At 68.5% G+C, this 25,064-nt stretch carries 29 protein-coding genes; 16 read left to right on the top strand and 13 right to left on the bottom strand.

The genetic code is table 11. The features are described from left to right. Window positions 1-20: 20 nt before the first annotated feature. Window positions 21-923, bottom strand: coding sequence for an MBL fold metallo-hydrolase (locus tag Hhyl6_RS08155; protein ID WP_483738714.1), 903 nt, complete (start codon window positions 921-923; stop codon window positions 21-23). Between the two features lie 294 nt (window positions 924-1,217). Here Hhyl6_RS08155 and serS point away from each other — a divergent pair, with 294 nt between their 5' ends. Further along, window positions 1,218-2,600 (top strand): serine--tRNA ligase, encoded by a 1,383-nt coding sequence (serS, locus tag Hhyl6_RS08150; protein WP_483738713.1) that lies wholly within the window; start codon window positions 1,218-1,220, stop codon window positions 2,598-2,600. A gap of 2 nt (window positions 2,601-2,602) precedes the next feature. Here the strand turns inward: serS and Hhyl6_RS08145 are convergent, their stop codons facing one another. Next, on the bottom strand, window positions 2,603-3,079 hold the full coding sequence (locus Hhyl6_RS08145; RefSeq protein ID WP_483738712.1) for an NUDIX hydrolase: 477 nt from the start codon (window positions 3,077-3,079) through the stop codon (window positions 2,603-2,605). A gap of 177 nt (window positions 3,080-3,256) precedes the next feature. Between Hhyl6_RS08145 and Hhyl6_RS08140 the strand changes: the two genes are divergently transcribed. After that, a complete protein-coding gene (locus Hhyl6_RS08140; protein WP_483738711.1) occupies window positions 3,257-3,994 on the top strand; it encodes a class I SAM-dependent methyltransferase in 738 nt (245 codons plus the stop codon). A gap of 4 nt (window positions 3,995-3,998) precedes the next feature. Here Hhyl6_RS08140 and Hhyl6_RS08135 read toward each other — a convergent pair whose 3' ends face one another. Together Hhyl6_RS08135 and Hhyl6_RS08130 are read right to left on the bottom strand one after the other, a co-directional pair. Continuing rightward, window positions 3,999-4,352 carry a nuclear transport factor 2 family protein gene (locus Hhyl6_RS08135; protein WP_483738710.1) on the bottom strand — a complete coding sequence of 118 codons (354 nt, stop codon included), beginning with the start codon at window positions 4,350-4,352 and terminating at the stop codon, window positions 3,999-4,001. After that, window positions 4,345-5,754: a redoxin domain-containing protein gene (locus tag Hhyl6_RS08130; RefSeq protein WP_483738709.1), complete on the bottom strand. Its 1,410-nt coding sequence runs from the start codon at window positions 5,752-5,754 to the stop codon at window positions 4,345-4,347. Before Hhyl6_RS08130 ends, Hhyl6_RS08135 begins: the two co-directional genes overlap by 8 nt. Before the next feature lie 89 nt (window positions 5,755-5,843). Between Hhyl6_RS08130 and Hhyl6_RS08125 the strand changes: the two genes are divergently transcribed. Next, complete coding sequence (locus tag Hhyl6_RS08125) at window positions 5,844-6,359, top strand: DUF367 family protein (protein ID WP_483738708.1); 516 nt, start codon at window positions 5,844-5,846, stop codon at window positions 6,357-6,359. A gap of 1 nt (window position 6,360) precedes the next feature. Here the strand turns inward: Hhyl6_RS08125 and Hhyl6_RS08120 are convergent, their stop codons facing one another. After that, complete coding sequence (locus Hhyl6_RS08120) at window positions 6,361-6,483, bottom strand: hypothetical protein (protein ID WP_483738707.1); 123 nt, start codon at window positions 6,481-6,483, stop codon at window positions 6,361-6,363. A gap of 24 nt (window positions 6,484-6,507) precedes the next feature. Beyond that, on the bottom strand, window positions 6,508-7,575 hold the full coding sequence (locus Hhyl6_RS08115; protein WP_483738706.1) for an enolase-like domain-containing protein: 1,068 nt from the start codon (window positions 7,573-7,575) through the stop codon (window positions 6,508-6,510). A gap of 81 nt (window positions 7,576-7,656) precedes the next feature. Between Hhyl6_RS08115 and Hhyl6_RS08110 the strand changes: the two genes are divergently transcribed. Further along, the gene (locus Hhyl6_RS08110; RefSeq protein ID WP_166967608.1) at window positions 7,657-7,806 is read left to right on the top strand and encodes a 50S ribosomal protein L40e; all 150 of its coding nucleotides are present in this window, start codon (window positions 7,657-7,659) and stop codon (window positions 7,804-7,806) included. Between the two features lie 63 nt (window positions 7,807-7,869). Here the strand turns inward: Hhyl6_RS08110 and Hhyl6_RS08105 are convergent, their stop codons facing one another. Beyond that, entirely contained in the window at window positions 7,870-8,481 is a 612-nt protein-coding gene (locus tag Hhyl6_RS08105) for an MBL fold metallo-hydrolase (protein WP_483738705.1), read from the bottom strand. A 107-nt stretch (window positions 8,482-8,588) separates the two neighbouring features. Between Hhyl6_RS08105 and Hhyl6_RS08100 the strand changes: the two genes are divergently transcribed. From Hhyl6_RS08100 to Hhyl6_RS08085, 4 genes are all read left to right on the top strand, one after another. Beyond that, window positions 8,589-9,308: a ThuA domain-containing protein gene (locus Hhyl6_RS08100; protein WP_483738704.1), complete on the top strand. Its 720-nt coding sequence runs from the start codon at window positions 8,589-8,591 to the stop codon at window positions 9,306-9,308. A 121-nt stretch (window positions 9,309-9,429) separates the two neighbouring features. Next, entirely contained in the window at window positions 9,430-9,621 is a 192-nt protein-coding gene (locus tag Hhyl6_RS08095; protein WP_483738703.1) for a DUF5786 family protein, read from the top strand. Next, window positions 9,618-10,169, top strand: coding sequence for an endonuclease dU (locus Hhyl6_RS08090; RefSeq protein WP_483738702.1), 552 nt, complete (start codon window positions 9,618-9,620; stop codon window positions 10,167-10,169). The genes Hhyl6_RS08095 and Hhyl6_RS08090 overlap by 4 nt, the downstream gene beginning before the upstream one ends. Window positions 10,170-10,235: 66 nt before the next feature. After that, window positions 10,236-10,823, top strand: coding sequence for a uracil-DNA glycosylase (locus tag Hhyl6_RS08085; protein WP_483738701.1), 588 nt, complete (start codon window positions 10,236-10,238; stop codon window positions 10,821-10,823). A gap of 96 nt (window positions 10,824-10,919) precedes the next feature. On the opposite strand, the gene Hhyl6_RS08080 is transcribed toward Hhyl6_RS08085, so the two are convergent. Genes Hhyl6_RS08080 through Hhyl6_RS08070 form a run of 3 tightly spaced genes read right to left on the bottom strand, consistent with a single transcriptional unit; the run spans window position 10,920 to window position 13,801 of the window. Then, the gene (locus Hhyl6_RS08080) at window positions 10,920-11,912 is read right to left on the bottom strand and encodes a PhnE/PtxC family ABC transporter permease (protein ID WP_483738700.1); all 993 of its coding nucleotides are present in this window, start codon (window positions 11,910-11,912) and stop codon (window positions 10,920-10,922) included. Then, on the bottom strand, window positions 11,909-12,709 hold the full coding sequence (gene phnC, locus Hhyl6_RS08075) for a phosphonate ABC transporter ATP-binding protein (protein ID WP_483738699.1): 801 nt from the start codon (window positions 12,707-12,709) through the stop codon (window positions 11,909-11,911). Before phnC ends, Hhyl6_RS08080 begins: the two co-directional genes overlap by 4 nt. Before the next feature lie 39 nt (window positions 12,710-12,748). Further along, a complete protein-coding gene (locus Hhyl6_RS08070; RefSeq protein WP_483738698.1) occupies window positions 12,749-13,801 on the bottom strand; it encodes a phosphate/phosphite/phosphonate ABC transporter substrate-binding protein in 1,053 nt (350 codons plus the stop codon). 168 nt (window positions 13,802-13,969) lie between these two features. On the opposite strand from Hhyl6_RS08070, the gene Hhyl6_RS08065 reads away from it, so the two are divergent. Together Hhyl6_RS08065 and hisH are read left to right on the top strand one after the other, a co-directional pair. Then, complete coding sequence (locus Hhyl6_RS08065; protein WP_483738697.1) at window positions 13,970-14,773, top strand: inositol monophosphatase family protein; 804 nt, start codon at window positions 13,970-13,972, stop codon at window positions 14,771-14,773. 54 nt (window positions 14,774-14,827) lie between these two features. Beyond that, window positions 14,828-15,478, top strand: a complete 651-nt coding sequence (gene hisH, locus Hhyl6_RS08060; protein ID WP_483738696.1) for an imidazole glycerol phosphate synthase subunit HisH — start codon at window positions 14,828-14,830, stop codon at window positions 15,476-15,478. Between the two features lie 199 nt (window positions 15,479-15,677). Here hisH and Hhyl6_RS08055 read toward each other — a convergent pair whose 3' ends face one another. Next, entirely contained in the window at window positions 15,678-16,025 is a 348-nt protein-coding gene (locus tag Hhyl6_RS08055; protein ID WP_483738695.1) for a hypothetical protein, read from the bottom strand. 95 nt (window positions 16,026-16,120) lie between these two features. Between Hhyl6_RS08055 and Hhyl6_RS08050 the strand changes: the two genes are divergently transcribed. Both Hhyl6_RS08050 and Hhyl6_RS08045 read left to right on the top strand, forming a co-directional pair. Further along, window positions 16,121-17,806: a histidine kinase N-terminal 7TM domain-containing protein gene (locus Hhyl6_RS08050; protein ID WP_483738694.1), complete on the top strand. Its 1,686-nt coding sequence runs from the start codon at window positions 16,121-16,123 to the stop codon at window positions 17,804-17,806. Between the two features lie 47 nt (window positions 17,807-17,853). After that, window positions 17,854-18,957 (top strand): tRNA (guanine(26)-N(2))-dimethyltransferase, encoded by a 1,104-nt coding sequence (locus Hhyl6_RS08045; RefSeq protein ID WP_483738693.1) that lies wholly within the window; start codon window positions 17,854-17,856, stop codon window positions 18,955-18,957. 6 nt (window positions 18,958-18,963) lie between these two features. Here the strand turns inward: Hhyl6_RS08045 and Hhyl6_RS08040 are convergent, their stop codons facing one another. After that, window positions 18,964-19,389 carry a hypothetical protein gene (locus tag Hhyl6_RS08040; RefSeq protein ID WP_483738692.1) on the bottom strand — a complete coding sequence of 142 codons (426 nt, stop codon included), beginning with the start codon at window positions 19,387-19,389 and terminating at the stop codon, window positions 18,964-18,966. An 89-nt stretch (window positions 19,390-19,478) separates the two neighbouring features. Between Hhyl6_RS08040 and Hhyl6_RS08035 the strand changes: the two genes are divergently transcribed. The 3 genes from Hhyl6_RS08035 to Hhyl6_RS08025 are packed head-to-tail and all read left to right on the top strand — an operon-like array spanning window position 19,479 to window position 23,097. After that, the gene (locus Hhyl6_RS08035; RefSeq protein WP_483738691.1) at window positions 19,479-20,915 is read left to right on the top strand and encodes an MATE family efflux transporter; all 1,437 of its coding nucleotides are present in this window, start codon (window positions 19,479-19,481) and stop codon (window positions 20,913-20,915) included. Between the two features lie 47 nt (window positions 20,916-20,962). Next, window positions 20,963-22,210 carry a YihY/virulence factor BrkB family protein gene (locus Hhyl6_RS08030; protein ID WP_483738690.1) on the top strand — a complete coding sequence of 416 codons (1,248 nt, stop codon included), beginning with the start codon at window positions 20,963-20,965 and terminating at the stop codon, window positions 22,208-22,210. Then, on the top strand, window positions 22,207-23,097 hold the full coding sequence (locus Hhyl6_RS08025; protein ID WP_483738689.1) for a phosphatase PAP2 family protein: 891 nt from the start codon (window positions 22,207-22,209) through the stop codon (window positions 23,095-23,097). Before Hhyl6_RS08030 ends, Hhyl6_RS08025 begins: the two co-directional genes overlap by 4 nt. Before the next feature lie 13 nt (window positions 23,098-23,110). Here Hhyl6_RS08025 and glnA read toward each other — a convergent pair whose 3' ends face one another. Continuing rightward, a complete protein-coding gene (glnA, locus tag Hhyl6_RS08020; RefSeq protein ID WP_483738688.1) occupies window positions 23,111-24,466 on the bottom strand; it encodes a type I glutamate--ammonia ligase in 1,356 nt (451 codons plus the stop codon). A 126-nt stretch (window positions 24,467-24,592) separates the two neighbouring features. Between glnA and lrp the strand changes: the two genes are divergently transcribed. Continuing rightward, window positions 24,593-25,048: an HTH-type transcriptional regulator Lrp gene (gene lrp, locus Hhyl6_RS08015; protein WP_483738687.1), complete on the top strand. Its 456-nt coding sequence runs from the start codon at window positions 24,593-24,595 to the stop codon at window positions 25,046-25,048. Window positions 25,049-25,064 lie beyond the last annotated feature (16 nt).

Here is a 25,064-nt window from a genome sequence, read left to right as displayed (position 1 = left end):
CTGGCTCTGCCGCCGGTCGATTAGTCGTCCCGGTCCAGCGCGACGAGGACCCCGCGGACGTTCATCGCCACCTCCGCGTCGGCCTTGTGGTCACCCCAGACGGCCGGCGTCTCGACCGTCTCGACGAAGTGGTCGACGACGGCGTCGTCGTCGCCCAGTTCCGCACGCTTGGTCTCGACGGCGGCCACCCACTCGGCGAGTATCTCGGCGTACGTGTCCAGTCGGTCCGCGGTCGGTGCCGGGCCGAAGTGGCCGTACAGTATCGTCTCGGGGTCGAGTTCGCGGATGGTGTCGACGTCGTCGAGCGCCTGTGCGAGGTCGAAGTTCACCGGCGGACTGGTGACGTGGACCTCGTCCGTCGACGGGGTGTAGATGCCCGCCGCGTCGGCGGTGAACACGCCGTCTATCGCCGGGTCGTGGAACACCACCTGATGTGGGGCGTGGCCGGGCGCGTGGACCACCTCGAACGTGTGGTCGCCGAGGTCGATTTCGTCGCCGTCGGTCACCTCGGAGACGCGCTCGGCCGGAACCGGTTCCGGTTCGGTGTAGTACCGTATCTGGTCGCCGACGGCGCTCTTCGTTCCCTCCCAGATTCGCTCGGGGTCGACCAGGTGTCGCGCCCCGAGTTCGTGGACGTACACCGTCGCGTTCGGGCACGCCTCGGTCAGAAAGCCCGTCCCGCCGGCGTGGTCCAGGTGGATGTGCGTGAGCGCGATGACCTCCAACTCCCCGGGTTCGAGGCCCACCTCGTCCATCGCGTCGATGATGCGCTCGTAGTTGGTGCCAATCCCGGTGTCGACGAGCGCCGGTCGCTCGGCGTCCACGACGTACACGGACCCGTACTCCGGCACGCCGTACATCCCGGTGTCGACGTAGTAGACGTCCTCGCACGCGTCGGCCTCGTACACGTCACCGATTGCCATACCTAAGCTGACGCTGGGGTGCGGAAAACGGTTGTGTTCGCTAGGAACGGTCGTCTGTCGTCAGTGTTGGCTCGTAGCACCGACCGGTCAGAGAGCCCCGGACGCCCGATTGCCGGGACTCGCTGTGCGTTTCGCTCCGCTCGGTGCTTGCGTCGTCCGGGCTACTCGAGCGGTCGGTCCCTTCCAGTCCCGCCCGGTCGGTTGTCCACGGGGGGCACAGCGATGTCGCCCACGCGGCCACCCACTGCTGCTAGGACCGACACGCCTAATTCCCGCCGTCGAGAACCGTCGGCCATGTTATCGAGACAGTTCGTCCGGGAGAATCCCGAGACGGTCCGTGACGCCATCGAACGCAAGGGCGTCACGGGCGTCGACCTCGACGAGGTGCTGGCTATCGACGAGGAGTGGCGCGAACTGAAGGCGAAAGGCGACGGCCTGCGACAGGAGCGCAACGAGATTTCCAGCAAGATAGGGGAGTACAAGCAGGAAGGCGAGGAGGAGAAGGCCCAGGAGGCCATCGACCGCTCGCAGGAACTGAAAGACGAACTGCAGGACGTAGAGGACCGCGCCGACGAACTGGAGTCCCAGCTAGAGGCGGCCCTGCTGGAACTGCCGAACGTTCCCCACGAGTCCGTGCCGACCGGCGAGGACGAGAGCGACAACGTCGAGGCCTACCGCGAGGGGTTCGACGACCTGCGTGACCTCCCCGAGGAGGTCGTCCCGCACTACGACCTCGGCGAGGAACTGGACATCCTGGACTTCGAGCGGGGCGCGAAGGTCACCGGTGGCGGCTACCAGTTCGTCAAGGGGGAGGGCGCACGCCTCGAACACGCGCTCATCCAGTTCATGCTGGAGGTCCACCGCGAGCAGGGGTACTCGGACATCCTCCCACCGATTCCGGTCAACTCCGCGTCGATGGAGGGCACCGGCCAGTTGCCGAAGTTCGACGACGACGCCTACCGCGTCGGCGCGCGACAGGAGGACGACTACGACGAGGACGACCTGTGGCTCCTGCCGACGGCGGAGGTGCCGGTCACCAACATGTACCGCGACGAGATTCTGCTGGACGACGACCTGCCGGTGAAACATCAGGCGTTCTCGCCGAACTTCCGGCGGGAGGCCGGCGAACACGGCACGGAGACCCGCGGGTACGTCCGCGTCCATCAGTTCCACAAGGTCGAACTCGTCAACTTCGTCCGCCCGGAGGACAGCTACGACCGCCTTGAATCGCTACTGGAGGAGGCCGCCGAGGTGCTGGACCGCCTCGAACTCCCCTACCGCGTGCTGGACATGTGCACCGGCGACATGGGATTCACGCAGGCCAAGAAGTACGACATCGAGGTGTGGTCGCCCGGCGACGACATGGAGGGCGGCCCCGATATCGGCGGCCGGTGGCTGGAAGTCTCCTCCGTCTCGAACTTCGAGGACTTTCAGGCCCGACGCGCCGGCCTCCGCTTCCGGCCCGAGCGTCACGAGTCCGCGGAGTACCTCCACACCCTCAACGGGTCCGGCCTCGCGGTGCCCCGCGTGATGGTCGCCATCCTCGAGTACTACCAGAACGAGGACGGCACGGTCACGGTGCCCGAACCGCTGCGACCGTACATGGGCGGACAGGAGGTCATCGAGGGGTCTGACCCGGTCGGCGAGAGCGCCGTCGGCGCCGGCGAGAAGGAGTAGCCTCAGTCGTCGCTCGCGGCCGAGGCCGACAGGTCGGCGACGTGCTGGCAGACGTGTCGGACCTGCGGGAGCGTCGAGGCCGGGAGCGCCCCGGGGTCGGCCCATCGACACTCGAAGACGCCCTCTCGCTGCTCGGGGACGGGTGCAGAGAGGAGCGAGCAGTCGAACACGGTGTACGCCGAGACGGTGTCGTCGAGGCTGTCGTGGGCGTACCAGAACGTGGTCACCGGGCGTCCGACGTGGGCCCGGCAGTTGAGTTCCTCGTCCAGTTCGCGGCGTAGCCCCTCCGTCGGACACTCGCTCCGGTGGACGCCGCCGCCCGGGAGGGTCCAGAACGGCGTGCCGTCGGCGTGGCGCTCTCTGACCAACAGCACCTTCGACGCCGAGGTGACCAGTCCCTTCGCGCCGTCTCTGAGTCGGAAGGGGCCGGCCCTCGGGGCCGCCTCTGGTTCCAGTCGGGGAGTCGAGCGTCCTGCCATGCATCACGTAAACCGGTCTGAGGGGCATAAATAAACACCTCCTAACAACTCTCGCGTCGAACCGCGTGGCGGCGTCGGCGGTCAATAGTATAGCGCTCGTACCGAACCCTAGTCACACGTTAAACGCTATCACATTTCGGGAAATTTTCACGTCCGCCGAGCGTCTATCCCCCGTCGATGTGCTCCGAGAGCCACGATGCGGGCGGTTCGGCGGACGCGTTCGGTCGGATGGTGGTCGATTACCACCATGGACGACTTGCCGACCCCCCGCGGTACCGCCGGCCCGACGGGAGCGTCACCGAGGCCCACCTCGCGGGGTACTTCGAGCCACCCGCCGAGTGGCGGGCCGTCGAGCGTCGCCTCCTCGCTCGCGCGGCGGGACCGACCCTCGACCTCGGGTGTGGGGCCGGTCGGCACGCGCTCGAACTGCAGGCCCGAGGCCACCGTGTGCTGGCGGTCGACCGCAGTCCGGGGGCCGTCGCCGTCGCGCGCGACCGCGGCGTCGACCGCGCCGTCGTCGGCGACCTGACGCGGCCGCCGACGGACGGGCCGTTCGAGACGGTCCTGGTCCTCGGCAAGCAACTGGGACTCGGCGCGACACCGTCGGCGCTCCGGGCCACCCTGACCGCGCTGGCCGGGGTGACCCGTCCCGGCGGCCGACTGCTCGCCGACCTCGACGACACGACCCGGGCCGCGCCCAGGACGCGCGCGCCCGGCGACCACGACGGCGTCGTCGCCCGCCGGTTCCGGGTGGAGTACGACGGGACCGCCGGCCCGTGGACCGACCTCCTGTTGGTGGACCCCGACCGGTGTCGAGACGTCGTCGCCGAGACGCCGTGGACGCTCGAATCGCTGCGCACGACGGAGACGGCGGGGTCCGACTACGGCCTCGTCCTGTCGCTCCCGCCGGCGTGACCGCTCAGTCGGTGTACGTCTCGATGCGCTCGATGCGGCCCGCGGAGAACTGGAAGACGTCCACGAAGCGAGCGATAGGGTCGCCGTCGGCGTCGAGCAAGCGCCCGCGCACGGCCACCCCGTCGCCACCCGTTCGACGGTAGACGCCGTCTATCGGGTGGGTCGTGTCGGTCTGGGGTCGCTCCTCGCGCATGAACGCGACGAACCGCTCGCGGCCCTCGATGGTCCGGTCGGGCCGGTCGTGGACGAACGTGGGGGCGAGCAGGTCGCTCAGCAGGTCGTAGTCGCCGTCGTCCAGCGCCCGGTAGTAGGTCCGTGCGCGCTCGACCGTCCGCTCGTCGGCGTCGTTCTCACTCATCGCCCGACGGTTCGTCGGCCGCCCTCTTGGGCACTGGGTCGTTCAGTTCGAGTTCGCCGTCCACGGCGTCGCCGTCGGCCGACCGCTCGTCACTGCTGTCCCCGTCTCCGCCGTCGCCGTTCGACGTCTCGGGACTGGCCCCGCCCCCCGCACGCTCGTCGCCGTTCTCGCCGTTCTCGGGCGGGGCGTCGACCATCGCCGTCGACTCCGCCGTCACCGTCTCGGTCGGCGGTTCGGCGTCCCGGTTGCTGGCGGCCAGTTCGGCCTGTATCTCGGCCAGTTCGTCGTCGTCGATTTCGTCGCTCGCCGACTCGTCCGCCGTCCCGGCCGTCTCGTCCGGGTGGTCACCGGCCGTCCCGTCCCGGTCGTCGGCCGCGTCTGCCGTCGCCGCCGACGAGTCGGTCGCGGCCTCGCTGCCGGCCTCGACCACCTCGTCGTCGATGTCCACGGCCAGCGCGGCGTCTGCCGCCTCCGGTCCCGACGGGAGGACAGACGACAGGCTCTCCTCGTCTTTCTCCAAGTCGTCCAGCGTCGGCGGCCACTCGCCGTCGGGGTCCGGCGGGTCCTCGTATCGCCGGGCGGCCTCCAGCGGTCGCTCGGCGTCGTCGCGCAGTTCCTGCCCCTCGGCCCCGCTTCCGCTGGAGTAGGCGCTCGCGGCCTCTGCCAGCCAGTCGGCGGCCTGCCACAGGGCGTTGGCCTTCGTCACCGACCCGTCGTAGACGGGGACCAGCGAGTCGTCGTCGACGAACCGGCGGGCCGTGTCGAACTTGGCCTCGGCCTCGGCGAACTCCTCGCGGGCGCGCTGGAAGTCGGTCTGGGCCAGCATCCACTCGGAGTCGCCGAACTCCGCCATCGCGGCGGTGAACGCCCGACGCCCCTCGGTGTAGTGGGCGTGGCCGACGCGGTAGCGGGCGAAGGCGGTGTCGTCGCCGCCGGTGTCGGCGATGGCGTCCGTTATCTCCGCGACGCGCGGGAGTTCCGTCGCGTCCTCGGTGTGCCACGCGTACTGGACGACGCCGTCGTGGTCCACGACGGCCACGGCCCGTTCGACCAGTCGCTGGCCGATGTCGTCGACTGTCGCGAGGCCGTACAGGTCCGCCACCTCGCCGGCGGTGTCGGCGAGCAACGGCACGCTGAGGTCGTACCGGTCCGCGAAGGCCCGGTGACTGTACACCGAGTCCGGACTGATGCCGAGGATGGTGACGTCCTTCTGCATCGTGAAGAGGTCCAGTTCGTCGAGGTCACACGACTCCTCGTCACAGGCGGGGTTGAAGTCGGCGGGGTAGAACGCGAGGATGACCACGTCCTCGCCGAGGTACTCCTCCAGCGCGACTCGGCGGCGCTCACCGTCGACTAACGCCGGCAACTCGAACCCCGGTGCCACCGCCCCCTCCGAAAGCACAGTTGCATCTCTACCTACCGATACTTAATGGTGGTTGACATTGGCCCGCCGAACGAGCGGTTTTTGGCGGCTGAGGGGGAACTGACGGTGTGGAACTGCACGTTCGCTACGAGGGCGACGACGACCCGAAGAAGTGTAGCGCCCGGAAACTCGCCCGCTTCGACCTCGCGGAGTTACACCGGGCGACCCGTTCGACGCCGCCGGGCATCGTCCTCAACCCGTTCGCGGAGCAAGCCCTCTCGCCCGCCGACGCCCCGACGGTCGGCGACGGCGCCCGTCACGAGCGACTGGTCGCGCTGGACTGCTCGTGGGAGACGGCCGAACGCGAGGCGTTCGACCTGCAGGGCGTCCACCGCTCGCTCCCCTTCCTCGTCGCCGGCAACCCCGTCAACTACGGGACGGCGTTCCAGTTGAACACCGTCGAGGCGTTCGCCGGGGCGCTCTGCATCCTCGGCGAACGCGACCACGCCGAGGAGATTCTCTCGAAGTTCTCGTGGGGCCACACCTTCCTCGAACTGAACGAGGAACCGCTACGGCGGTACGCCGAGTGTGACGATTCCAGCGACGTCGTCGCCGTGCAGGACGACTATCTGGCCGACGAGTGAGTCAACTGATGACCGGGTCGCGAAGCGACGCGTCACAGTGCGGGCACGCCTTGCGTGTTTCCGCCTCTAGGACGTCCGTGATGCGTTCGCCGCAGTTCGGACAGCGCATGTGTCTGTCTACCACGACACGCGTCTTGTAGATTGACCATCAGTTATCAGGGTCGCCGAACCCGACGCCGATACCGCGGGGGTCGTCGGGCGGGGTGAGCGGACTCGCGGGCACCTCCGGCGACGGGTCCGGGTCGTTGTACCCGCTCGGCGCTACGTCGTTGGGCCCGTCGGGGTACCACAGCGACGCCAGCGCCTGCACGTGGTCGCGGCCGACGCCGAGTTCGAACTGCCCGCCGCCGTAGAGCCGTATCTCCTCGCTCTCGCAGTGCGCGATGGTCTCCAGGACCGACTCGACGGTGCCACACCGCGAGGGTTTCATGTTGAGCCACTCGGGTTCGAACGGCAGGGCCTCGACGCTCTCGACGCCGGTGATGGGGACGTCCCACGTCACTCGCGCCTCCCGGCCGTCGAAGACGGGTCGGGTCTCCTCGGTGAGGTTCGGGTCCTCGATTAGCGCGTCGGGCAGGCCGTCCACGACGCGGCGATAGAAGTCGGCGTCGACGGTCACCTCGACGCCCTCCGTCTCGTACAGGCCCTTCAAGTCGAGGACCTGCACGTCGTAGTCGGCGAGGTCGGCGAGGAACGCCTCGTCCCAGTCCGGCGTCGGGTCGAGTTTGAACGCCAAGTCGTCGTGGACCGCGAGCAGCGAATCGAGGCGGTCGGTCGTCGGCGGGTCGTCGCTCTCGGACTCGGCGAGGCGCGTCGAGACGACGAACTCGACGGGGTCGTACGCCCTGTCGACGGCAGCCCCGAGGCTCGTGTCGGCCTGTTTCAGCGCCAAGTCCAGCGCCGCGCTCTCGAACCCCCAGCGGCGGTAGTGGTCGAATCGGTCCTCGTCGGGCGGGTCGGGCCAGAGGTCGGCGTCGTCGAGCGCCGCGGAGAAGGTGTCTATCGTGTACTCGCCCGCCAACTCGACGTCGTGGTCGACCAGCGCGTGGTGGGCCTCGTTCGTGTAGGTCACGTCCTCGCCCCGCCCCGTCTCGCCGTCCCCGGACAGCGCAATCGTGGTCGTCGCCCGCTCGAACCCGCTGGAGGTGGCCCGCTCTCGCAACTCGAAGGTGCAGTCCTCGACGGTCAGCGATAGGTCGGCGACCCGGTCGTACATACTCCGAAGTCGGGTGCCGCCCTGAAAACCGCGCCGGTCGGAAACTCAAAGCTTAAACGGCCACACTGGCAACCCGTCCGTATGGCTAGTTTCGAGGAAGCGTCAGACCGTATCCTGAACAAGCAGATTTGCATGCGCTGTAACGCCCGCAACCCCCAGCGTGCCCAACAGTGCCGGAAGTGCGGCTACGGCAACCTTCGCCCGAAGGCGAAGGAAACCCGCAGCGCCTGAGCGGCGGTCACTTCTCACGGGCGGCGCTCTCAGCACTCTCGACTCCCCGACCAGCGGCGGCGCTCACTCGTCGGGGTACTTCGGCTCGCGGCGCTCGGCCCGCTCTAGGGCTCGTTCGACCACCTCGCGCACGTCGCCGTGAAAGACGCTCCCGTGGCCCGAGTACATGTGTTCGACGCCCGCCGGCATCCTGTCGAGTAGCGTCCGGATGCTCTCGACGAGTCGTTCGCGCGACTGGCCGGGGTAGTCCGTGCGGCCGAACGACCCGTCGTCGAACGCGCCGTCGTCGTGGACCACCACGTCGCCCGAGAACAGTGAGTTCGCAGAGACCAGCGAGACGTGGTCCTCGGCGTGGCCGGGCGTGTACACTACCTCGCAGGTCTCGTCCCCGACGAGCAGTTCGTCGCCGTCCTCGATGGCGTGGTCGCGGCGCAGATGCTCGCCGTAGGCGTACACCGGCGCGTCGAACGCGTCGAGGACGGCGTCCAGTTGCTCGACGTGGTCCCCGTGCTGGTGGGTCAGGACGACGGCGTCGAGCGCGTCCGTGTGGTCGCGAATCACGTCCACGACGCCGTCCATCGCGCCGGCGTCCACGAGGGTAGTGCGCTCGCCGATGGCGAGGTAGGCGTTGCAGGTGAACGTCTCGGCGTCGGCGGTGACGTTGTGAACCTCCATGTCCGGCGTGTGGCGTGCCGGCCGCTTGAGTGTACTGACGACGCGGTGGCGTCTGCGGCCGCTGGCGGTTCGCCGAACCTATACGTCGAGGGACGGTGGGTCTCGGTATGGCATCAGTCACGGTCTGGAACGAGTTCGTCCACGAACGGGAAGACGACGCGGTGGCCGAGGTGTACCCCGACGGCATCCACGCGACCATCGCGGACGCCCTCGAAGCACGGGGCCACGACACCCGGACGGCGACGCTGGACGAACCCGAACACGGCCTCACCGATGCCGTCCTCGACGACACCGACGTCCTGACGTGGTGGGGCCACGCCGCCCACGACGAGGTCGACGACGAAGTCGTCGAGCGAGTCGCCGAGCGCGTCCAGTCGGGGATGGGCCTGCTCGTCCTCCACTCCGCGCACGCCTCCAAGCCGTTCAAGCGACTGCTCGGGACGCCGTGTGACCTGACGTGGCGCGAGGCCGGCGAACGAGAGCGCTGTTGGGTCGTCGACCCCGGCCACCCCATCACCGACGGACTGGACGACTCGCTGGTCATCGAGGAGGCCGAAATGTACGGCGAACCGTTCGGCGTCCCGGAACCCGACCGCCTCGTCTTCACCTCGTGGTTCGAGGGCGGCGAGGTGTTCCGGAGCGGGTGTTGCTACCGCCGGGGCCGCGGCCGTATCTTCTACTTCCGTCCGGGGCACGAGACGTACCCCATCTACCACCGCGAGGATGTCCAGCGGGTGTTGGACAACGCTGTCCGGTGGGCAACGCCGACGGAGGGGGCCGACGCCCGCGCCGGCAACCGCAACGTCGAACCGCGCGAGTCGCTGTAATCCGACCTCGGCGGCTGGTCAAAATGACTGTCTCACGCGCCCACGCGCGTGACGAGAGACAATTCGTGGCTCTGACCGGCGAGTGATTTTTTACGGTGAACTACATAGTTGTACACGTACTATGGGGTTCGGGAGCTACGACGAGTCGGAACAAGACAATCAGGAGTACGACACAGACTTCGACGACGAGGATGGGCTTGACGCGGAGGAGAACGCCCACGAGGGCGACGTCGAGTACGAATTCACCGCGTCGAACGACGAACTGCTCGACCGGTTGAAAGACATCAAGGGGGACGAGAGCCAGAACACGTGAAAGCCGGCGCTCGCGCGCTCGGCGTCGCGGAGTCGTATCGGGAGTCGACCAGTCACCTCGCGGGCGCCGTCGTCCGTGCCAGTCGCGTCGTCGACGGGTTCGTCTTCGGCACCTGCACCGTCGGCGGGACGGACGCGACGGACGCGGTCTGTGGGATGGTCGACCGCCTCGACCGCGAGGACGTCCGCTACCTCTTGCTCGCCGGCATCGCCCCGGCGTGGTTCAACCTCTTCGATCTGTACGCGATACACGACAGCACCGGCCTGCCGACCGTCTCGGTCTCCTTCGAGGCCTCTCCGGGGCTAGAAGGGGCCATCAGCGAGGCGTTCGACGACCCGGCGGTCGTCGCCGACCGATTGGACACCTACCGCGCCCAGCCATCGCGTCACTCGGTCACGGTGAACGACGAGACGGTGTACGTCCGAGCGGTGGGTGTCGAGGAGGACGCGGCCGCCGACGTGGTCCGGGGGTTCACGCCCGAGGGCGGCCGACCGGAACCGCTCCGCGTCGCCAGACTCGCCGCCCGCGGACTGGCCGACGCCGAGTGAGCGCCGGCGGTGACCGACACCGACCGCAACCGTCGGCCTTGATACGTCCCGGACCGAACGTCGGGTATGGAACAGATGGAGGGGCTGGACGTCCTCGCCTGCGAGCGGTGCGAGGAACTGTGTGACTCCCGGTCCCAAATCGTCAACGGCGTCGGCCCGGCGGACGCGGACCTCCTGTTCGTCGGGGAGGCACCGGGGGCCAACGAGGACGAGCAAGGCGAACCGTTCGTCGGCCGCAGCGGCGACGTACTGGACGACGGTCTGCGCGAGGTGGGGCTCGACCGCGGCGACGTCCGCATCACCAACTGCGTGCGCTGTCGCCCGCCGGACAATCGCGACCCGCACAAGCAGGAACTCGGAAACTGCCGCGAGTATCTGGAGACCGAAATCGACCGGGTCGACCCGAAACTCGTGATTACGCTCGGGAAGGTACCCGCCGAACACCTGCTCGGCCGGGACGTGGCGGTCACCGGCGAGGCCGGCGACGTGGCCGACGTGGCAATCGAGGGTCAGCCCCGCCGCGTGATGGTCTGTGTCCACCCGGCGGCGACGCTGTACGACCCCAGCCAGAAGGAGACGTTCGCGTCGACGCTGGCGAAGGCCGCCGACTTTTCCGACGGCGAGAGCGGGCAGCGACGACTGGGCGACTTCTAGTCGCTGGAGCGTCTGAGGTCTGCAGTGTTACTTGTGCCGGGGCTTTCTGGCTGTGTACGACGAGAGTCGTCGAGACAGAGGCGATGGCGTTCAGTCCTAGTGTTCTTGCGAGCGGCCGAGCCACTTCTCGGCGTTCAGCAGGTCCTTCATCCCCTCGACGAACCCTTTGCTCTCGTGTTCGCTCGGGCGCAGGCGGGCGCGGATGCGCGAGGAGAGCAGTTCGATGGAGAGGACGACGACGAACACCATGACGATGCCGGCGGCGGTGTTCTGGAACTGCAGGAGGTCCTGTTGGTTCCGGATGTACAGGCCGAGGCCGCCCGCGCCGACGACGCCCAGCGAGATGGCGATGCGGGTGTTGATTTCGAGGATGTACAGCGTCCACGCGATGAAGGAGCGAGACACCTGACTCAACATCCCGAAGCCCACCGTCTGCGTGCGGGAGGCACCGGTGGACTGGATGGCCTCGATGGGGCCCTCCTCGACCTCTTCGAGTTCGTCGGTGAACAGACGACCGAGGTTCCCGACGGTGTCGGTGGCGATGGCGAGGACGGCCGTCGCCTGACTCGGCGGGCCGAAGGGGATGAAGAGGAAAATCCAGACGATAGCGGGGATGGCACGGATGGCGCTCATCGTCCCGCGGAAGATGAAGTTGAACGGGAACGGCGTCACCTGCTCGCTACCCAGCACGCCGAAGACGAGCGCGGGGATGAACCCGAGGACGGTACCCAGAAAACCGAGCAGGAGCGTGACGATGCTGGCTTTCACGAGCGTCAGTCGCGGCGAGGCGAGGCTCTCGACGATACTGCCGGGGTTCGCGAGACTGGCGACGATGGCGGCGAGGCCGGTGATGTCGCCGTCTTTCGTGTACAGCGTGAACGCCTCGAAGTTCGGCGGGAAGAACGCGAAGATGAACTCCACGAACCCGGAGAAACCGGCGCGTATCTCGGCCAGTTCGAACTGGACGAAGCCGAGACCGAGATACGTGGCGGTGACGATGCCGAGGAGCAGGGCCAGCGTCCCGACCTGTTTGATGCGGCGGGCGCGCCGCAGCGAGTTCAGTTGGGACGTGATGGGGCCGGTACTCACGCCGACTCACCTCCCTCGGCCGACGGTGGGACCGCGTCGTTCGCGTCGACGCCGATGCTCGTCTCGCCGTCCTCACCGCCCTCCCCGTAGTAGATGTCGTCGACGACGTCCATCGTCAGGTCGTCGCGGCCGCCCTCGAAGACGATTTCGCCGTCCCGGACGCCGATGAAGCGGTCGCCGAACTCGCGGGCGATGTTGACCTGGTGGAGGCTGGTGATGGCGGTCAGGTCGCGCTCGCTCGCGGCCTGTTTCATGTAGCTCATCACGTCGCGGGCGGCCTTCGGGTCGAGGCTGGCGACCGGTTCGTCGGCCAGCAGGAGGTTCGGTTGCTGGACCAGCGCGCGGGCGATGCCGACGCGCTGTTTCTGGCCACCGCTCATCGACCCGGCGCGCTGGCCGGCCTCGTGGAGCAGACCGACGGTCTGTAGGGCCTCCAGCGCGGTTCGCTTGTCGGCCTCGCCGTGCCACGTGAGGAAACTCCGGAGGAGGCTGTTCCGCGAGAGCGCGCCGGTCAGCGCGTTCTGGAAGGCGCTCATGCTCTCGATGAGGTAGTGTTCCTGGAACACCATCCCGACGTCCTCGCGGGCGCTGGTGGCGGACTTGCCGTTGATGGTCACCTCGCCCTCCGTCGGCGCGGTGAGACCGTTCAGGACGCGGAGGAACGTCGACTTACCGGCACCCGAGGGGCCGAGCAGGATGACGAACTCTCCCGCTTCGACGTCGACGTCGACGTCGTCGAGAGCGACGGTATCTTCGCCGTATACCTTCGTCACGTTGTCGAAACTAACTGCGGGCATGACTCTGATAAGAAAATCCTTGATGATAAACCGATGTGGTTAGTTGCTGAAGAAGTCAGCACCGACGCCCAGGGTCTCGGCCTTGTCGATGACGTCCTGATAGGTTTCGACGTCCGCCTCGCGGACGGCGCTGAACCACAGGTCGTCGTCGGTGCCGTCCTCGCCGTCGGCGCCGTCGTAGACCCGGTCGGAGGCTTCGAGGAAGGCGGTCTGGATGGCGTCCTTCGCGTCGTCGTCCAGCGCACTGCTGACGACGATGGGTGCCCGCGGGAGGCCGGTGTCCTCGTGGAGCGTCGTCGCGACGCTCTGCCACTCCTCCGTGGTCGGGCCGGTGCTGGTGTCACGGACGAACCCGCCCATGGCGGCGGCGTCGACCTGCCCCTGTTCGAGCAGTGTGTACGACTGGACGTGACCGCCGGCGAACGTCGGTTCGAACGCCGCCTGCGAGCCGTTGCCCTCGGGGAGGTTCCCCACGTCGATGCCCGCTTCCTTCATCGCTGCGGTGGGGTAGAGGAAGCCGCTGGTCGAGAGCGCGTCGCTGAAGGCGACGTTCTTGCCTTCGAGGTCCTCGACGCTGCTGATGTCGCTGTCGTTGCGGACGGCGATGAGGCTCGCGTAGGTCCAGCTACCGTATCCCCGCCGCTGGAGGATGACTTCGCTGTTGCCGGTCTGGTGGCCGACGGCGGCGGCGAAGGGACCGGTCTCCGCGAGGTCCGCGGTCCCCTGACCGAGGGCCTGAATGACGGCGCTGTAGTTGCTCCCGACGTTCATCTGGGCGTCGAGCGCCTCCGGAACGTCGTAGTTCTCCGTGATGTAGCGCTCTAGGTAGTCACGGAGCGGCGCGTACTGGACGTAGAGGTCCTCTTGCGGGACGCTCGGCGAGAGGTTGAAGTTGAGTTCCTGGTTCCCACCGAAGGTAACTTCGGGACCGCTCGGGGTCGACGTCCCCGAGCCACCGTCGTTCGACCCGCCGTCCGAGGTTCCGGAACTCCCGTCGGAGGAGCCGTCTCCACCGTCTCCGGAGCAACCCGCGAGCAGTCCGGCGGTCCCGAGCACACCAACACCCTTGATGAAGCTTCGCCGCTTACGCATAACCACTCGTTGAGAATTCATAAGCTAAAGCGTTCATATGTTTCTCGTGTAGATTTACATATTCAAATTTTCTTACGCTACTTCTATATACTCAACAAATACGCACCAGTCGACTCCACGTGTCCCCAGTATCGGTGCCACTAACTCTCGCGGACGGCAGTGGACGGTATGTGCCCTGCAACGCGCACGAGCGTCGCCCTCGATGCGGCGCGAACGGGGGCGAGGGTGGCGGCGGCGTCCTTCCGCGGTGACCTCACCGTCGAGCGGAAAGACGGGAAGACGGACGTGGTGACCCGCGCCGACCGAATGGCTCAAGACGCCGTCGTCGAGCGGATTCGCGAGCGATTCCCCGACGACGCGGTGGTCGGCGAGGAGAACGACGCCGCGACGGTGGTCCCCGACGAGGGGGCGGCGTGGGTCGTCGACCCGATAGACGGGACGAACAACTACGTCCGCGGGAACCGACGCTGGGCGACCAGCGTGGCCGCCGTCGAGGACGGTCGGCCCGTCGCCGCCGCCAACGTCCTCCCGGCGCTGGGAGACACCTACGTCGCGGACCCGGACGGGGTCGAACGCAACGGCGGAGCGGTGTCGGTCAGCGACCGGACCGACCCCGAGACGTTCGCCGTCGTCCCGACGGTGTGGTGGGGGTTCGACCGCCGCGAGGAGTACGCCGCCGCGGGACGCGCCGTGGTCGAACGGTTCGGCGACATGCGGCGCGTCGGGTCGGCACAGGCCGCCCTGTCGCTGCTCGCGGCCGGCGGCGTCGAGGGCGTGGTCACCAACGTCGCGACCAACCCGTGGGACGCCGTCGCCGGCGCGGCGATGGTCGAGTGGGGCGGCGGGACCGTCACCGACCTAGAGGGCGACCCGTGGTGCCACGACAGTCGGGGCCTCGTCGCCTCCAACGGCACGGCCCACGACCGCGTGGTGGCGGCGGCCCGGGAGATAGACGCGGCCGCCGACCGGTAGGCCGAGTTTGCGCGAAGGGGAACGCACTTAGCCCGCCTCGGCTTACTCGCGCACATGAACACCAGACAGACGGCGGCCGACGTGGTCGTCGTCGACTACGGCCTCGGGAACCTCCGGAGCGTCACGCGCGGCCTCGAACGCGCGGGGGCGAGCGTCACGCTCTCGGAGGACCCCGCGGACTTCGACGCGGCCGACGGCATCGTCCTCCCCGGCGTCGGTGCCTTCTCCGAGGGCATGGAGAACGCCGGGCCCTTCCGCGACGCCCTCGTCGAACAGGCCGAGGCGGGCACGCCGCTGTTCGGTATCTGTCTCGGGATGCAGATGCTCCTGACCACGAGCGAGGAGGCCGACCACGCCGGACAGGGCGACGCCGAGGGACTGGACCTCGTCCCCGGGAAGAACGTCCGGTTCAGCCGCGACCAGACGGTGCCCCACATGGGCTGGAACGAACTGGACGTGCAACGGGACCACCCCCTCGTCGAGGGCGTAGACGGGCAGTACGCCTACTTCGTCCACTCGTACTACGCCGTCCCCGACGAGGAGGAGAGCGTCGTCGCCACAACCGACTACGGGGTCGACTTCGCCTCCGTCGTCGCCAACGAGGCCGGCAACGTCTTCGGCACCCAGTTCCACCCGGAGAAGTCCGGCGAGACGGGCCTGCGTATCCTCCGGAACTACGTCGACTACTGCGTCGACCAGCGGTAGCGGGTCGCGGTTGCGGTGGCCGGGAGCGCGTTCCGTCGCGCGACGACGGGGGAAGGCAGGCAGACACGAGCATACCGCGCCGACGGCGCGGTTTCCCCGGACCCGAGGTCGAAGACCGAGGGTCCGGCCTTTTTCGCCCACGTTTTTCGAGGAGTGGTGTGCGAGCGAAGCGAGCGCACCCGACGACGAAAAAGGTGGTCTAGAGGAAGTCCCGAACGTCCGAGTACCACATGTCGTGGTCGTCGACGGCGTCGATGGCCTCGGCGACGCGGACGGCGATGGCGTGCCAGCACAGGTCGTCGGGGTCCTCGCTGTCGAGGTTGTACTCGGCGTCGGCGCAGTGGCACCCGCCGTCCTCGACGATGTACTCGTCCTCGTAGCCGACGACGACGGTGAAGTCGCGATAGCCCTTCACCCGACTCTCGCCGACGGCCTCGATGGCGCGTTGGCCCCGGTCGCCGTGGGCGTCGACGATAGCCGTCACTGCGTCGGGGGTGAGTCCCCCCTCGGATTCCAGCAGCGCCACCCAGTCGTCGACGGCGGTCACACGCTGGCTAGGCGGAGGTGTGACAAAACAGCGTCGTCTCCGTCGGTCGGTGAGTGCCCCGGAAGCGTAAACTGGGTTCGGTCCCACGACGTGTCATGGTCGACGCCGGTCTCTGGCTCGCGCTCGGGTCGTTCGCGTCGGGGGCCGGGTCGCTGTACCTGCTGGCGCAACTGCGCCACCACTGGGGGAAGCCGGGGGCGCGGTGGTTCGTCGCGACGATAGCGACCATCACCGTCTGGTGTGGGACCTACGGCGTCGCCGTACTGGTGTCGGCACCGCTCGTCCGGCGGGTGCTGGAGGCGGTGACGTGGGTGTGTCTGGTGTGGATAGGGTTCTTCTTCCTCGCGTTCGCGCTGGGGTACACCGGCCGGACGACGATTCTGGAGAGTCGGGGCTTCACCGGGTTAGCGGCCGTCCCCGTGGTCGCCTCGGCGCTGGCGCTCTCGAACCCGCTGCACGCGCTCCTGTGGGACGGGGTTCGGGTGGTCACGGTCGACGGGGCCTCGCTCGTCCAGTACACGTTCCAACCGCTGGGGTACGTCGTCGTCCTCGTCGCGATGCTGTTGGTCTCCTTCGCCACCGTGTTGGTGTTCGACACCGTCGTCAGCTACGGCCCGCTGTACCGCCGGGAGGCACTCGCCGTCGCGCTGAGTCCGATACCGCCCGGTCTCGCGGTGCTGGTGTGGGCGCTGGGCATCGGGCCGGCGGCCAACCTGACGACGCTGGCGTTCCTCCCGCACATCGCGCTCGACGCCTACGCCTTCGTCCGGAGCGACATGTTCGAGTTCCACCCGGCGACCCGGCGCGCGGGCGAGCGAGCGGCCATCGACGACATCGCGACGCCGGTGGCCATCGTGGACGTCGACGGCCGCGTCGTGAACCTCAACCCCGCCGGGGAACGGATGCTCGGCGTCGAGAAGCGGTCGGTGCTGACCGAGTCGCTGGACGCTCTGCTCGTCGGCGACGACTTCGCCGTCGGCACGGAGTTCGACCGCTTCGCCGTCGAGAACCGGGGGCCGCGCCACACCTACAAGGTCCAGCAGACGGCGCTGCGCGACGCGGGCGGCGTCCATCTGGGCTACACCGTCGTCTTTCAGGACATCACCGACGAGATACAGCGCGAGCGCCGACTGGAGGTGCTCAACCGCTTCCTGCGGCACAACGTCCGCAACGAGAGCGTCGTCATTCAGGCCCGCGCGGAGTTGCTGGCGGCGGAACTCGACGGGGAGTACGCCGACCACGCCGCGACCATCGAACGGGCCGTCGACCGCCTCGTGGAGTCCGGCGACAAGGCCCGGACGCTCTCGACGGCCGGCGTCGACGCCGAGGACGTCGAGACGGTCGCCCTGCGCGAACGGGTCACCGATATCGCGTCGACGCTCGCCGCCGACTACGCGGGGACGGTCAGCGTCGACGTCCCGGCCGACCTCACGCTCCGGACCCAACCGGCGTTGCTGGGCGTCGTCGTGACCAACCTCGTCGAGAACGCCCTCCAACACGTCCCCGACGCCGCCGTCGAGGTGACTGCTCGGGCCGAGGACGACGCGGTGGTCCTCACCGTCGCCGACGACGGGTCGGGCGTCCCCGACCACGAACTCTCGGTGCTGGAACGCGGGCGGGAGACCGACCTCTCCCACGGGAGCGGCATCGGCCTGTGGCTGGTCCGCTGGGCCGTCCAGACGCTGGAGGGGGACCTCGACTTCGAGACGAGCGACGGGACGACGGTGACCGTCCGCCTCCCGCGGGACCGACCGGTCGCGGCGGACCCGATGTCGGCGTGACGGCCGCTGGTCGAACGACTTAACGGCGCCCGCACGGAGAGTCGGGTATGCGCGTCAGCGAGGGGCAGGTCACCGTCTCGGTCCCCGAACAACCGGACGCCGGCAAGGGTGCCGACGTGTTCTTCAACCCCGTGCAGGAACTGAACCGCGACCTCACCGTGGCGGCCCTGCGGGCCTACCGGGAGCGAGAGGACCGCGCCGAGAGCTACCTCGACGCCACCGCCGCCAGCGGCATCCGCGGGGTTCGGGCGGCCGCCGACGGGTGGGAGACGACGCTCTGTGACGTCGACGACGACGCCGTGGCGCTCTGTGAGGACAACCTCGCGCGCAACGACCTCGCCGCCGAGGTCCGTCACGAGAACGCCAACGTCCTCATGCACTCGGAGGCGTTCGACGTGGTCGACGTCGACCCGTTCGGGACGCCCATCCCGTTCGCCGACGCCGCCGTACAGGGGACGAAACACCTGCTCTGTGTGACCGCGACCGACACCGCACCGCTGTGTGGCGCCCACTTCGAGAGCGGCGTCCGCAGTTACGGGGCCGTCCCGCGCAACACCGAGTTCCACGCCGAGATGGGGATGCGCGTGCTCCTCTCGGCGATGGTGCGGACCGCCGCCCGCTACGACATCGCGGCCCGTCCCATCCTGAGCCACGCCACCAAGCACTACGCTCGCACGTACCTCGACTTCGAGCACGGCGCCCGGGTCGCCAACGACTGCATCGACGAACTGGGCTACGTCCACCACTGCCAGCACTGCCTCTGGCGGACCCACGACTACGGCCTCATCGCCGACGCCCCCGACGCCTGCCCGGTCTGTGACGAACACCTCCAGACCGCCGGACCAATCTGGCTGGGCCGGACCTGCGACCCCGAGTTCGCCGCGTCGGTCGGCGACCACCTCACCGAGGACATGGGCACCGCCGAGAACGCCGAGGAGTTGTTGGCGACGCTCGGGGCCGAACTCGACACGCCGACCCACTACGACCAGCACCGCCTCTGCAAGCGGTGGGGTCGGGGCGCCGAGGCGATGGACACGTTCATCGAGAAACTCCGGGACGCGGGCTACGAGGCCTCTCGCTCACACTACGGCGGGACGACGTTCAAGACGGACGCCGACGTGACCGAGATACGCGACGCGACGGCGGAGTAGCCGGGCTTATCGGCCGTTGACCTGTTTACCGCTCCCGCCGCTCCCACCGACCGACCGAACGAGGCCGTACGCCAGCAGGTACACCGGCCGGAGGAAGTAGTTCACCATGCCGGCGAGTCCGAGCAACCCACCGAGCGCCTGTACCTCCTCCGGCGTCGCACCGAGTTCGAGGACCAGCGGGGCGGCCGCGATGGCCGGCGCCAGCCACAGCGACTCGAGGAGGGTGTCGACGTCGACGCCGAGGACGACCCCCACCTCCCCCTCCTCTGGACGGGTGAAGTAGAGACCGCCGGCAAGCGCGAGCAGCGTGACGACCAGCGGGAGTGAGGCCGGGACGCCGGCCAGTCCGAGTGCGAGCAACAGGCCGGCCGCGACGAGCATCAGAATCGTCACCTGCATCGTCGCCGACCGGATAGCCATCTCCGTCTCCATGCCTCGGTGCTCGCTCGCGCCGGCTATAAACCCTGTGCGGGTCGCTCGGTTCTTAACCCATTTCAGGGTCCGACGACAAGGGAGCGTCCGTGTCGTCCCGTTACAACCCCGTCCGTGCCCTCCTCCTGTTCGTCGGCGGCCTCCTCGCGCGAGCGGGCCTCGTCGACCGTGACCGAATCGTACGGGCGACGGAACTCTCGTGGCCCCGCGTCGTCACGGGACTCGCGCGGATGTCGAAGTCGACGGCCGACGTGGCGATGGTGGGGCTGGCTATCGGGCCGACGGCCATCGCCGGCGTCGGGTTCGCCTCGCCGTTCTGGGGGCTGGCGTTCGCGCTCGGCGGCGGCGTCGCCGGCGGGACAATCGGGATGGTCTCCCAGCGGTTCGGCGCCGACGCCCACGAGGAACTCGGCTTGACCGTCACGACCAGCGCCGCCGTCGTCGTCGCCATCACGCTCCCGGTGGCCGCGGCGTACTGGCGCTACCCCGGCCTGCTGGTGAATCTCGTCGGCTCCGGGAACGCCGCCGTCGGCTACGGGGAACGCTACCTGCAGGTCGTCTCCGTCGGCGTCCCGTTCGCCGCGCTGAACCTCGTCGGCAGTCGCACTCTCGTCGGGGCCGACGACGCCTACGCGCCCATGCTCGTCCGCGGGGGCGGCGCCGTCGTCAACGTCGTGTTGAACGCCGTCCTCATCTTCGGCCTCGGGATGGGCGTCGTCGGGGCCGCAATCGGCACCGTCGTCGCGAACGTCCTCGTCACCGCCGCGTTCGCCGTCGGCCTCGCCCGCGGCGGCCTCCCCGGCGTCGACTTTCCGGTCCGGATTCCGCTCTCGCGGCCGTTCCTCGACGCCTCGCTGGCCCGCGACCTCGCGGAGATGGGGACGCCGCTGGTCGGGACGAACCTCGCCCGGACCGGCGCGCAGTTCCCGCGCCTGTTCATCGTCGGCCTGTTCGGCCCCACCGTCGTCTCGGCGTACGTCGTCGCCCTCCGGGTCCGGATGTTGCTCGACACGCCGAACTGGGGGCTGAGTCTGGCCTCCAGCAGCCTCGTCGGGCAGGCGCTGGGCGAGGACGACGAACGCGAGGCGACCGAGTGGGCGCGGACCGTCCTCCGTCTGGGCATCGCCGTCTACGTTCTCGTCGCCGCCGCGCTCACCCCCTTCGCCCGACAGATTAGCCGCCTGTTCGTCGACGAACCCGCGGCGCTGGGACTGGTGACCGTGTTCGTCGCCGTCGCCTGCGTCAGCGTCGTCTTCCGCGGCGTCGACGGCGGCGCGACGGGACCGCTCCGGGCCAGCGGCGACACTCGCTGGCCGCTGTACTCCCAACTGGCCGGGATGTACCTGTTCGCGCTCCCCGTCGCCTACGCGGGCGTGGCCGTGCCCGCACTCGGCGTCCTCGCGCTGTACGCCTCCCTGCTCGTCGAGACGGCGGTTCCCGCCGCCATCACGTACTACCGGTTCAACTCCGGGACGTGGCGGGTGGTGAGTCGGGCCTACCGCCCCGACGCCGCGCTTGACGACTAGCGGCCTCGGGCGCGGAGGTATTTGTACCGCCCGGCCGACGCTCCCACGTGGACCAGAACCGCGCCGTCGCCGTCGTCCGCGAACTCGTCCGGACCGTCCGCGAGGACCAAATCTCGTTTCTGGCGGCCAGCATCGCCTACTACCTGTTCGTCTCCATCTTCCCGCTGCTGTTGTTCGCGCTCGTCGTCGGGTCCGTCCTCGGCGGCGAGGCGTTCGCCGACAGCGTCGTCGGGGCCGTCGGGTCCGCGCTGTCGCCCGCGGCCGCCGACCTCCTCGAAGACGCCCTGACGAGCGCCGCCGGCCGTGGCGGCGCGACGGTGCTGGGACTCGCCGTGACGCTCTGGGGCGCGCTGAAGGTGTTCCGCGGGCTCGACATGGCGTTCTCCGAAATCTACGGCACCGCGGGCACGGACTCGTTCGTCGCCACCGTCGTCGACGCCGCGTCGGCGCTGGCCGGTATCGGACTGGCGCTCGGCGGCCTGGTCGTCATCGGGTCGCTCGGCGCATTCTTCGGCGTCGAGGTGGCGCTCGGCGGACTGGCGCTGGTCCCCGTCCTCACCGTCGCGTTCCTGCCGCTGTACTACCTCTTTCCCGACGTGGACCTCTCGCTTCGCGAGGCCCTGCCCGGCGCTCTGCTGGCCGCCGCCGCGTGGACGGTGTTCGGGACGGCGTTCACCGTCTACGCCTCGCAGGCCGGGAGCTTCCAGTTGTACGGCGTCATCGGCGGGGCGCTGTTGCTCGTGACGTGGTTCTACTTCGCCGGCCAGATTCTGCTCGTCGGAGCGGCGTTCAACAAGGTCCTGCTGGGCGAGGTGGACCGGCAACTACAACAGGAACCGCTCCGACGGTCCAGCAAAGCGATGAGCGAGGACGCCGACAGGACGTCGGGCGAGACGCCGCCACCGGACGACGGACCGGGCGCCGGTGCCGGCGACGACCTGACCGACGAGGAGCTCGAACAGTTGCGCGAGGAGTTCGAGTCGTTCCGCGACGACGTCGAGGACCGCACGCTCCACCGGGACGACGTCGAGGACGACCTCGAACGGTACGTCCGTCGACGGATGCGCCGGGGACACGCCCGGGGATGGGGGCCGTACGTGGTCCTGCTCTACGGGACGCTGATGACGCTCGGAGCGTTCTACTACCTGCAGGGCCTGTGGGCGGTCGTGGCGATGCTCGTCGTCTGGCTTTCCACGCTGGGCCTGTACGTGCTCATGTTGCTGGTCGGGGTCACGTTCCGCGTGACCGGTCTGCCGGGACGGGCCGTCGACAAGGTCCGCGACTGGCGGGAATGAACAGGGGCCTCGGCCTCGCCGACCTCCTCTCGGAGCTTCCGGGGGGCGTCGTCGTCGTCTTCGCGCTGGTCACGCAACTCGGGGACCTCTGGTTCGTCGCCTCGGCGTCTCTGCTGGCCTACTGGGTCGGACCCCGCATACCGCGACTCGGCCGTGGGCTGACCCGGGAGCGGGGGGCGCTGTTGCTCGCACTGTTAGCCTGTGCGGTCGCGCTCTCCGTCTCGCTGAAGGTACTGTTCGCGTTCCCGCGGCCGCCCGGCGCGGGGACGGCGGGCAACGCCGACCTCCTGCCAGCGGTCGTTCGGGCCCTCTACGAGTCGATGGCGACGGGTGACGGCTACGGGTTCCCGAGCGGCCACGCGACGACGACGCTCCTGGTCTGGGGCGGGTTCGCGGCGACGCTCCGGATCGGCACGCGGCGACAGCGGTACGCCGTCGCGGGGGCGGTCACCGCGCTGGTGGCCCTCTCCCGTCTCGTCCTCGGCGTCCACTACGTGGTCGACGTGCTGGCCGGGGCCGCCGTCGCCGGGGCCGTCCTCTGGCTCGCGGTGACGCGTCTCCGGCGACCCGAACGGGTGTTCGCGTTCGCGGCGCTGGTGGCCCTCGGGGGCCTGTTGGTCGCTGGCCCGACGCGCGACACCGCCGCCGCTCTCGGTATCGCCGTCGGCGGCGCGGCGACGTGGTGGGCGCTCCCGCCGCTCCCTGTCCCGACTGTGCGCGGGGCCGCGCTGACCTCGGTCTCCGGGGCGCTCTCGCTCGGGGTCGGTGCCGTCGCCGTCCTCGCTCTCGGCCCCGGACCGCCGCTGGTCGCGCTGGTGGCGGCCGTCGGCGTCGGACTGGTGCTGGCGCTCCCGCTGGTCGGCGAGCGCGTCGCGCAAAAAATCTGAGGTCGGAGACCGCTCAGAACTTCTCGAGGTACTGCTCGAGTTCCCACTCGGAGACTTCGACGATGTACTCCTCGAACTCGTGTCGCTTGGCCTCGACGAAGTTCTCGTAGACGTGTTCGCCGAGCGCGTCCTGCACGACTTCGTCCTCTTCGAGGGCGTCGACGGCCTCGCCGAGGTTGGCCGGCAGCGTGTCGATGCCGTACTCCTCGCGCTTCTGCTCGTCGAACTCGTAGATGTTCTCGCGGACGGGGTCCTCGCACTCGAGGCCCTTCTCGATGCCGTCCAGACCGGCGTGGATGAGCGCGGCGAACGCGAGGTACGGGTTACACGACGGGTCGGGGAAGCGAGCCTCGATGCGCGAGGCGGCCGGTGTGCGGGCGGCCGGCTTGCGGATGAGCGCAGAGCGGTTGCGGTCGGACCACGCGACGTAGACGGGTGCCTCGTAGCCGGGGACGAGTCGCTTGTAGGAGTTCACGGTCGGGTTCGTGACCGCCGCGAGTGCGGGTGCGTGCTCGAGGATACCGGCGGTGAACTGCTTGGCCTCCTCGCTGAGGTTGAACTCGTCGTCCTCGTCGTGGAACGCGTTCTCGCCGTCCTCGGTGAACAGCGAGATGTGCGTGTGCATGCCGGAGCCGTTGATACGGGCGATGGGCTTGGGCATGAACGTCGCGTGCAGGTCGTGTTCCGCGGCGATGGCGCGGACGACCGACCGGAAGGTGGCGACGTTGTCGGCCGTCGACAGAGCGTCGTCGTACGTGAAGTTGATTTCGTGCTGGCCCTGTGCCACCTCGTGGTGGGAGGCCTCGATGTCGAAGTCCATCGCTTCGAGACCGTAGATGATGTCACGGCGGACGTCGCTCGCGAGGTCCTTCGGCGCGAGGTCGAAGTAGCCACCGGCGTCGTTGGTCTTGGTCGTGGCGCGGCCGTCCTCGTCCTCCTCGAACAGGAAGAACTCGGGCTCGGGGGCGGCGTTGACTTCGTAGCCGAGGTCGTTCGCGCGCTGGATGGCGTCCTTCAGGACCCCACGCGGGTCGCCAGAGAACGGTTCGCCGGTCGACGTGTTGAACACGTCACAGATGAGTCGAGCGCTGGAGCCGCCCTCGACGTTCTCGCGCCACGGCAGGATGGCGAACGTCTCCGGGTCCGGTTCGAGGCGCATGTCGGACTCCTGAATCCGGACGAAGCCGTCGATAGAGGAGCCGTCGAAGTAGATTCCCTCAGTGAAGGCCTTCTCGGCCTGGTCGGCCGTGATAGAGACGTTCTTGACGGTGCCGAGGATGTCGGTAAACTGCAGGCGGAGGAAGTCGACGTTCTGCTCTTCGATTTCGTCGAGTACCTCCTGTGCTTCCGGTGAGAGTTCGCTTGTCATCTTTGGACACCGGGATGGAGCATTCCTACTACTAAAATACTGCCGTTTTGCGCAAGGATTTCGGGCCTACCGCTCGCAGTTGGACATTCGTAAAATTCTAATCCCCGGAGGACGTGTGTGGGTGTAATGACGTACGAAAATCTCGACCGCAAGTTGGTGAATGCGCTTCTGGGAGACGGACGGGCGAGCCTCCGGAGCCTCGGTGAGGACCTCGACGTCTCGGTCACGACAGTCTCGAACCACCTCTCGGCGCTCGAAGACGACGGCATCATCAACGGCTACACGCCGAAGGTCGACTACGACGCCCTCGGCTACGACGTCACGGCCATCATCCAACTCAAGGTGGAGGGGTCGTCGCTGCCCGACGTCACCGAGAGCCTCAAGGAGCACAAGCAGATGATTTCGGTGTACGAGGTCACCGGCGACTACGACATCATCGCCGTCGGGAAGTTCACCGACACCGACGGGATGAACGCCCAAATCAAGGAACTGCTCACGGACCCCGAAATCAACGAGTCCAACACCTCCGTCGTGCTCAACACGGCGACCGAACACGAGCAGTTCGAACTGGACCTCGAGTAACCCTTCTCCGCCGTTC

Source organism: Haloarcula sp. H-hyl6, from assembly GCF_056934455.1.
The sequence above is the reverse complement of the archived record's forward strand: the minus strand, read 5'-3'. Positions and strand labels throughout refer to the sequence as shown.

Coding starts and splice junctions, on each gene's coding strand:
- Hhyl6_RS08135 (WP_483738710.1), bottom strand. CDS start 4,352: ATGAGTGAGAACGACGCCGACGAGCGGACGGTCGAGCGCGCACGGACC.
- Hhyl6_RS08045 (WP_483738693.1), top strand. CDS start 17,854: ATGCGCGTCAGCGAGGGGCAGGTCACCGTCTCGGTCCCCGAACAACCG.
- Hhyl6_RS08070 (WP_483738698.1), bottom strand. CDS start 13,801: ATGCGTAAGCGGCGAAGCTTCATCAAGGGTGTTGGTGTGCTCGGGACC.
- glnA (WP_483738688.1), bottom strand. CDS start 24,466: ATGACAAGCGAACTCTCACCGGAAGCACAGGAGGTACTCGACGAAATC.
- Hhyl6_RS08050 (WP_483738694.1), top strand. CDS start 16,121: ATGGTCGACGCCGGTCTCTGGCTCGCGCTCGGGTCGTTCGCGTCGGGG.
- Hhyl6_RS08115 (WP_483738706.1), bottom strand. CDS start 7,575: ATGTACGACCGGGTCGCCGACCTATCGCTGACCGTCGAGGACTGCACC.
- Hhyl6_RS08155 (WP_483738714.1), bottom strand. CDS start 923: ATGGCAATCGGTGACGTGTACGAGGCCGACGCGTGCGAGGACGTCTAC.
- hisH (WP_483738696.1), top strand. CDS start 14,828: ATGAACACCAGACAGACGGCGGCCGACGTGGTCGTCGTCGACTACGGC.
- Hhyl6_RS08140 (WP_483738711.1), top strand. CDS start 3,257: ATGTGCTCCGAGAGCCACGATGCGGGCGGTTCGGCGGACGCGTTCGGT.
- Hhyl6_RS08065 (WP_483738697.1), top strand. CDS start 13,970: ATGTGCCCTGCAACGCGCACGAGCGTCGCCCTCGATGCGGCGCGAACG.
- Hhyl6_RS08085 (WP_483738701.1), top strand. CDS start 10,236: ATGGAACAGATGGAGGGGCTGGACGTCCTCGCCTGCGAGCGGTGCGAG.
- Hhyl6_RS08095 (WP_483738703.1), top strand. CDS start 9,430: ATGGGGTTCGGGAGCTACGACGAGTCGGAACAAGACAATCAGGAGTAC.
- serS (WP_483738713.1), top strand. CDS start 1,218: ATGTTATCGAGACAGTTCGTCCGGGAGAATCCCGAGACGGTCCGTGAC.
- Hhyl6_RS08105 (WP_483738705.1), bottom strand. CDS start 8,481: ATGGAGGTTCACAACGTCACCGCCGACGCCGAGACGTTCACCTGCAAC.
- Hhyl6_RS08145 (WP_483738712.1), bottom strand. CDS start 3,079: ATGGCAGGACGCTCGACTCCCCGACTGGAACCAGAGGCGGCCCCGAGG.
- phnC (WP_483738699.1), bottom strand. CDS start 12,709: ATGCCCGCAGTTAGTTTCGACAACGTGACGAAGGTATACGGCGAAGAT.
- lrp (WP_483738687.1), top strand. CDS start 24,593: ATGACGTACGAAAATCTCGACCGCAAGTTGGTGAATGCGCTTCTGGGA.
- Hhyl6_RS08025 (WP_483738689.1), top strand. CDS start 22,207: ATGAACAGGGGCCTCGGCCTCGCCGACCTCCTCTCGGAGCTTCCGGGG.
- Hhyl6_RS08100 (WP_483738704.1), top strand. CDS start 8,589: ATGGCATCAGTCACGGTCTGGAACGAGTTCGTCCACGAACGGGAAGAC.
- Hhyl6_RS08040 (WP_483738692.1), bottom strand. CDS start 19,389: ATGGAGACGGAGATGGCTATCCGGTCGGCGACGATGCAGGTGACGATT.
- Hhyl6_RS08110 (WP_166967608.1), top strand. CDS start 7,657: ATGGCTAGTTTCGAGGAAGCGTCAGACCGTATCCTGAACAAGCAGATT.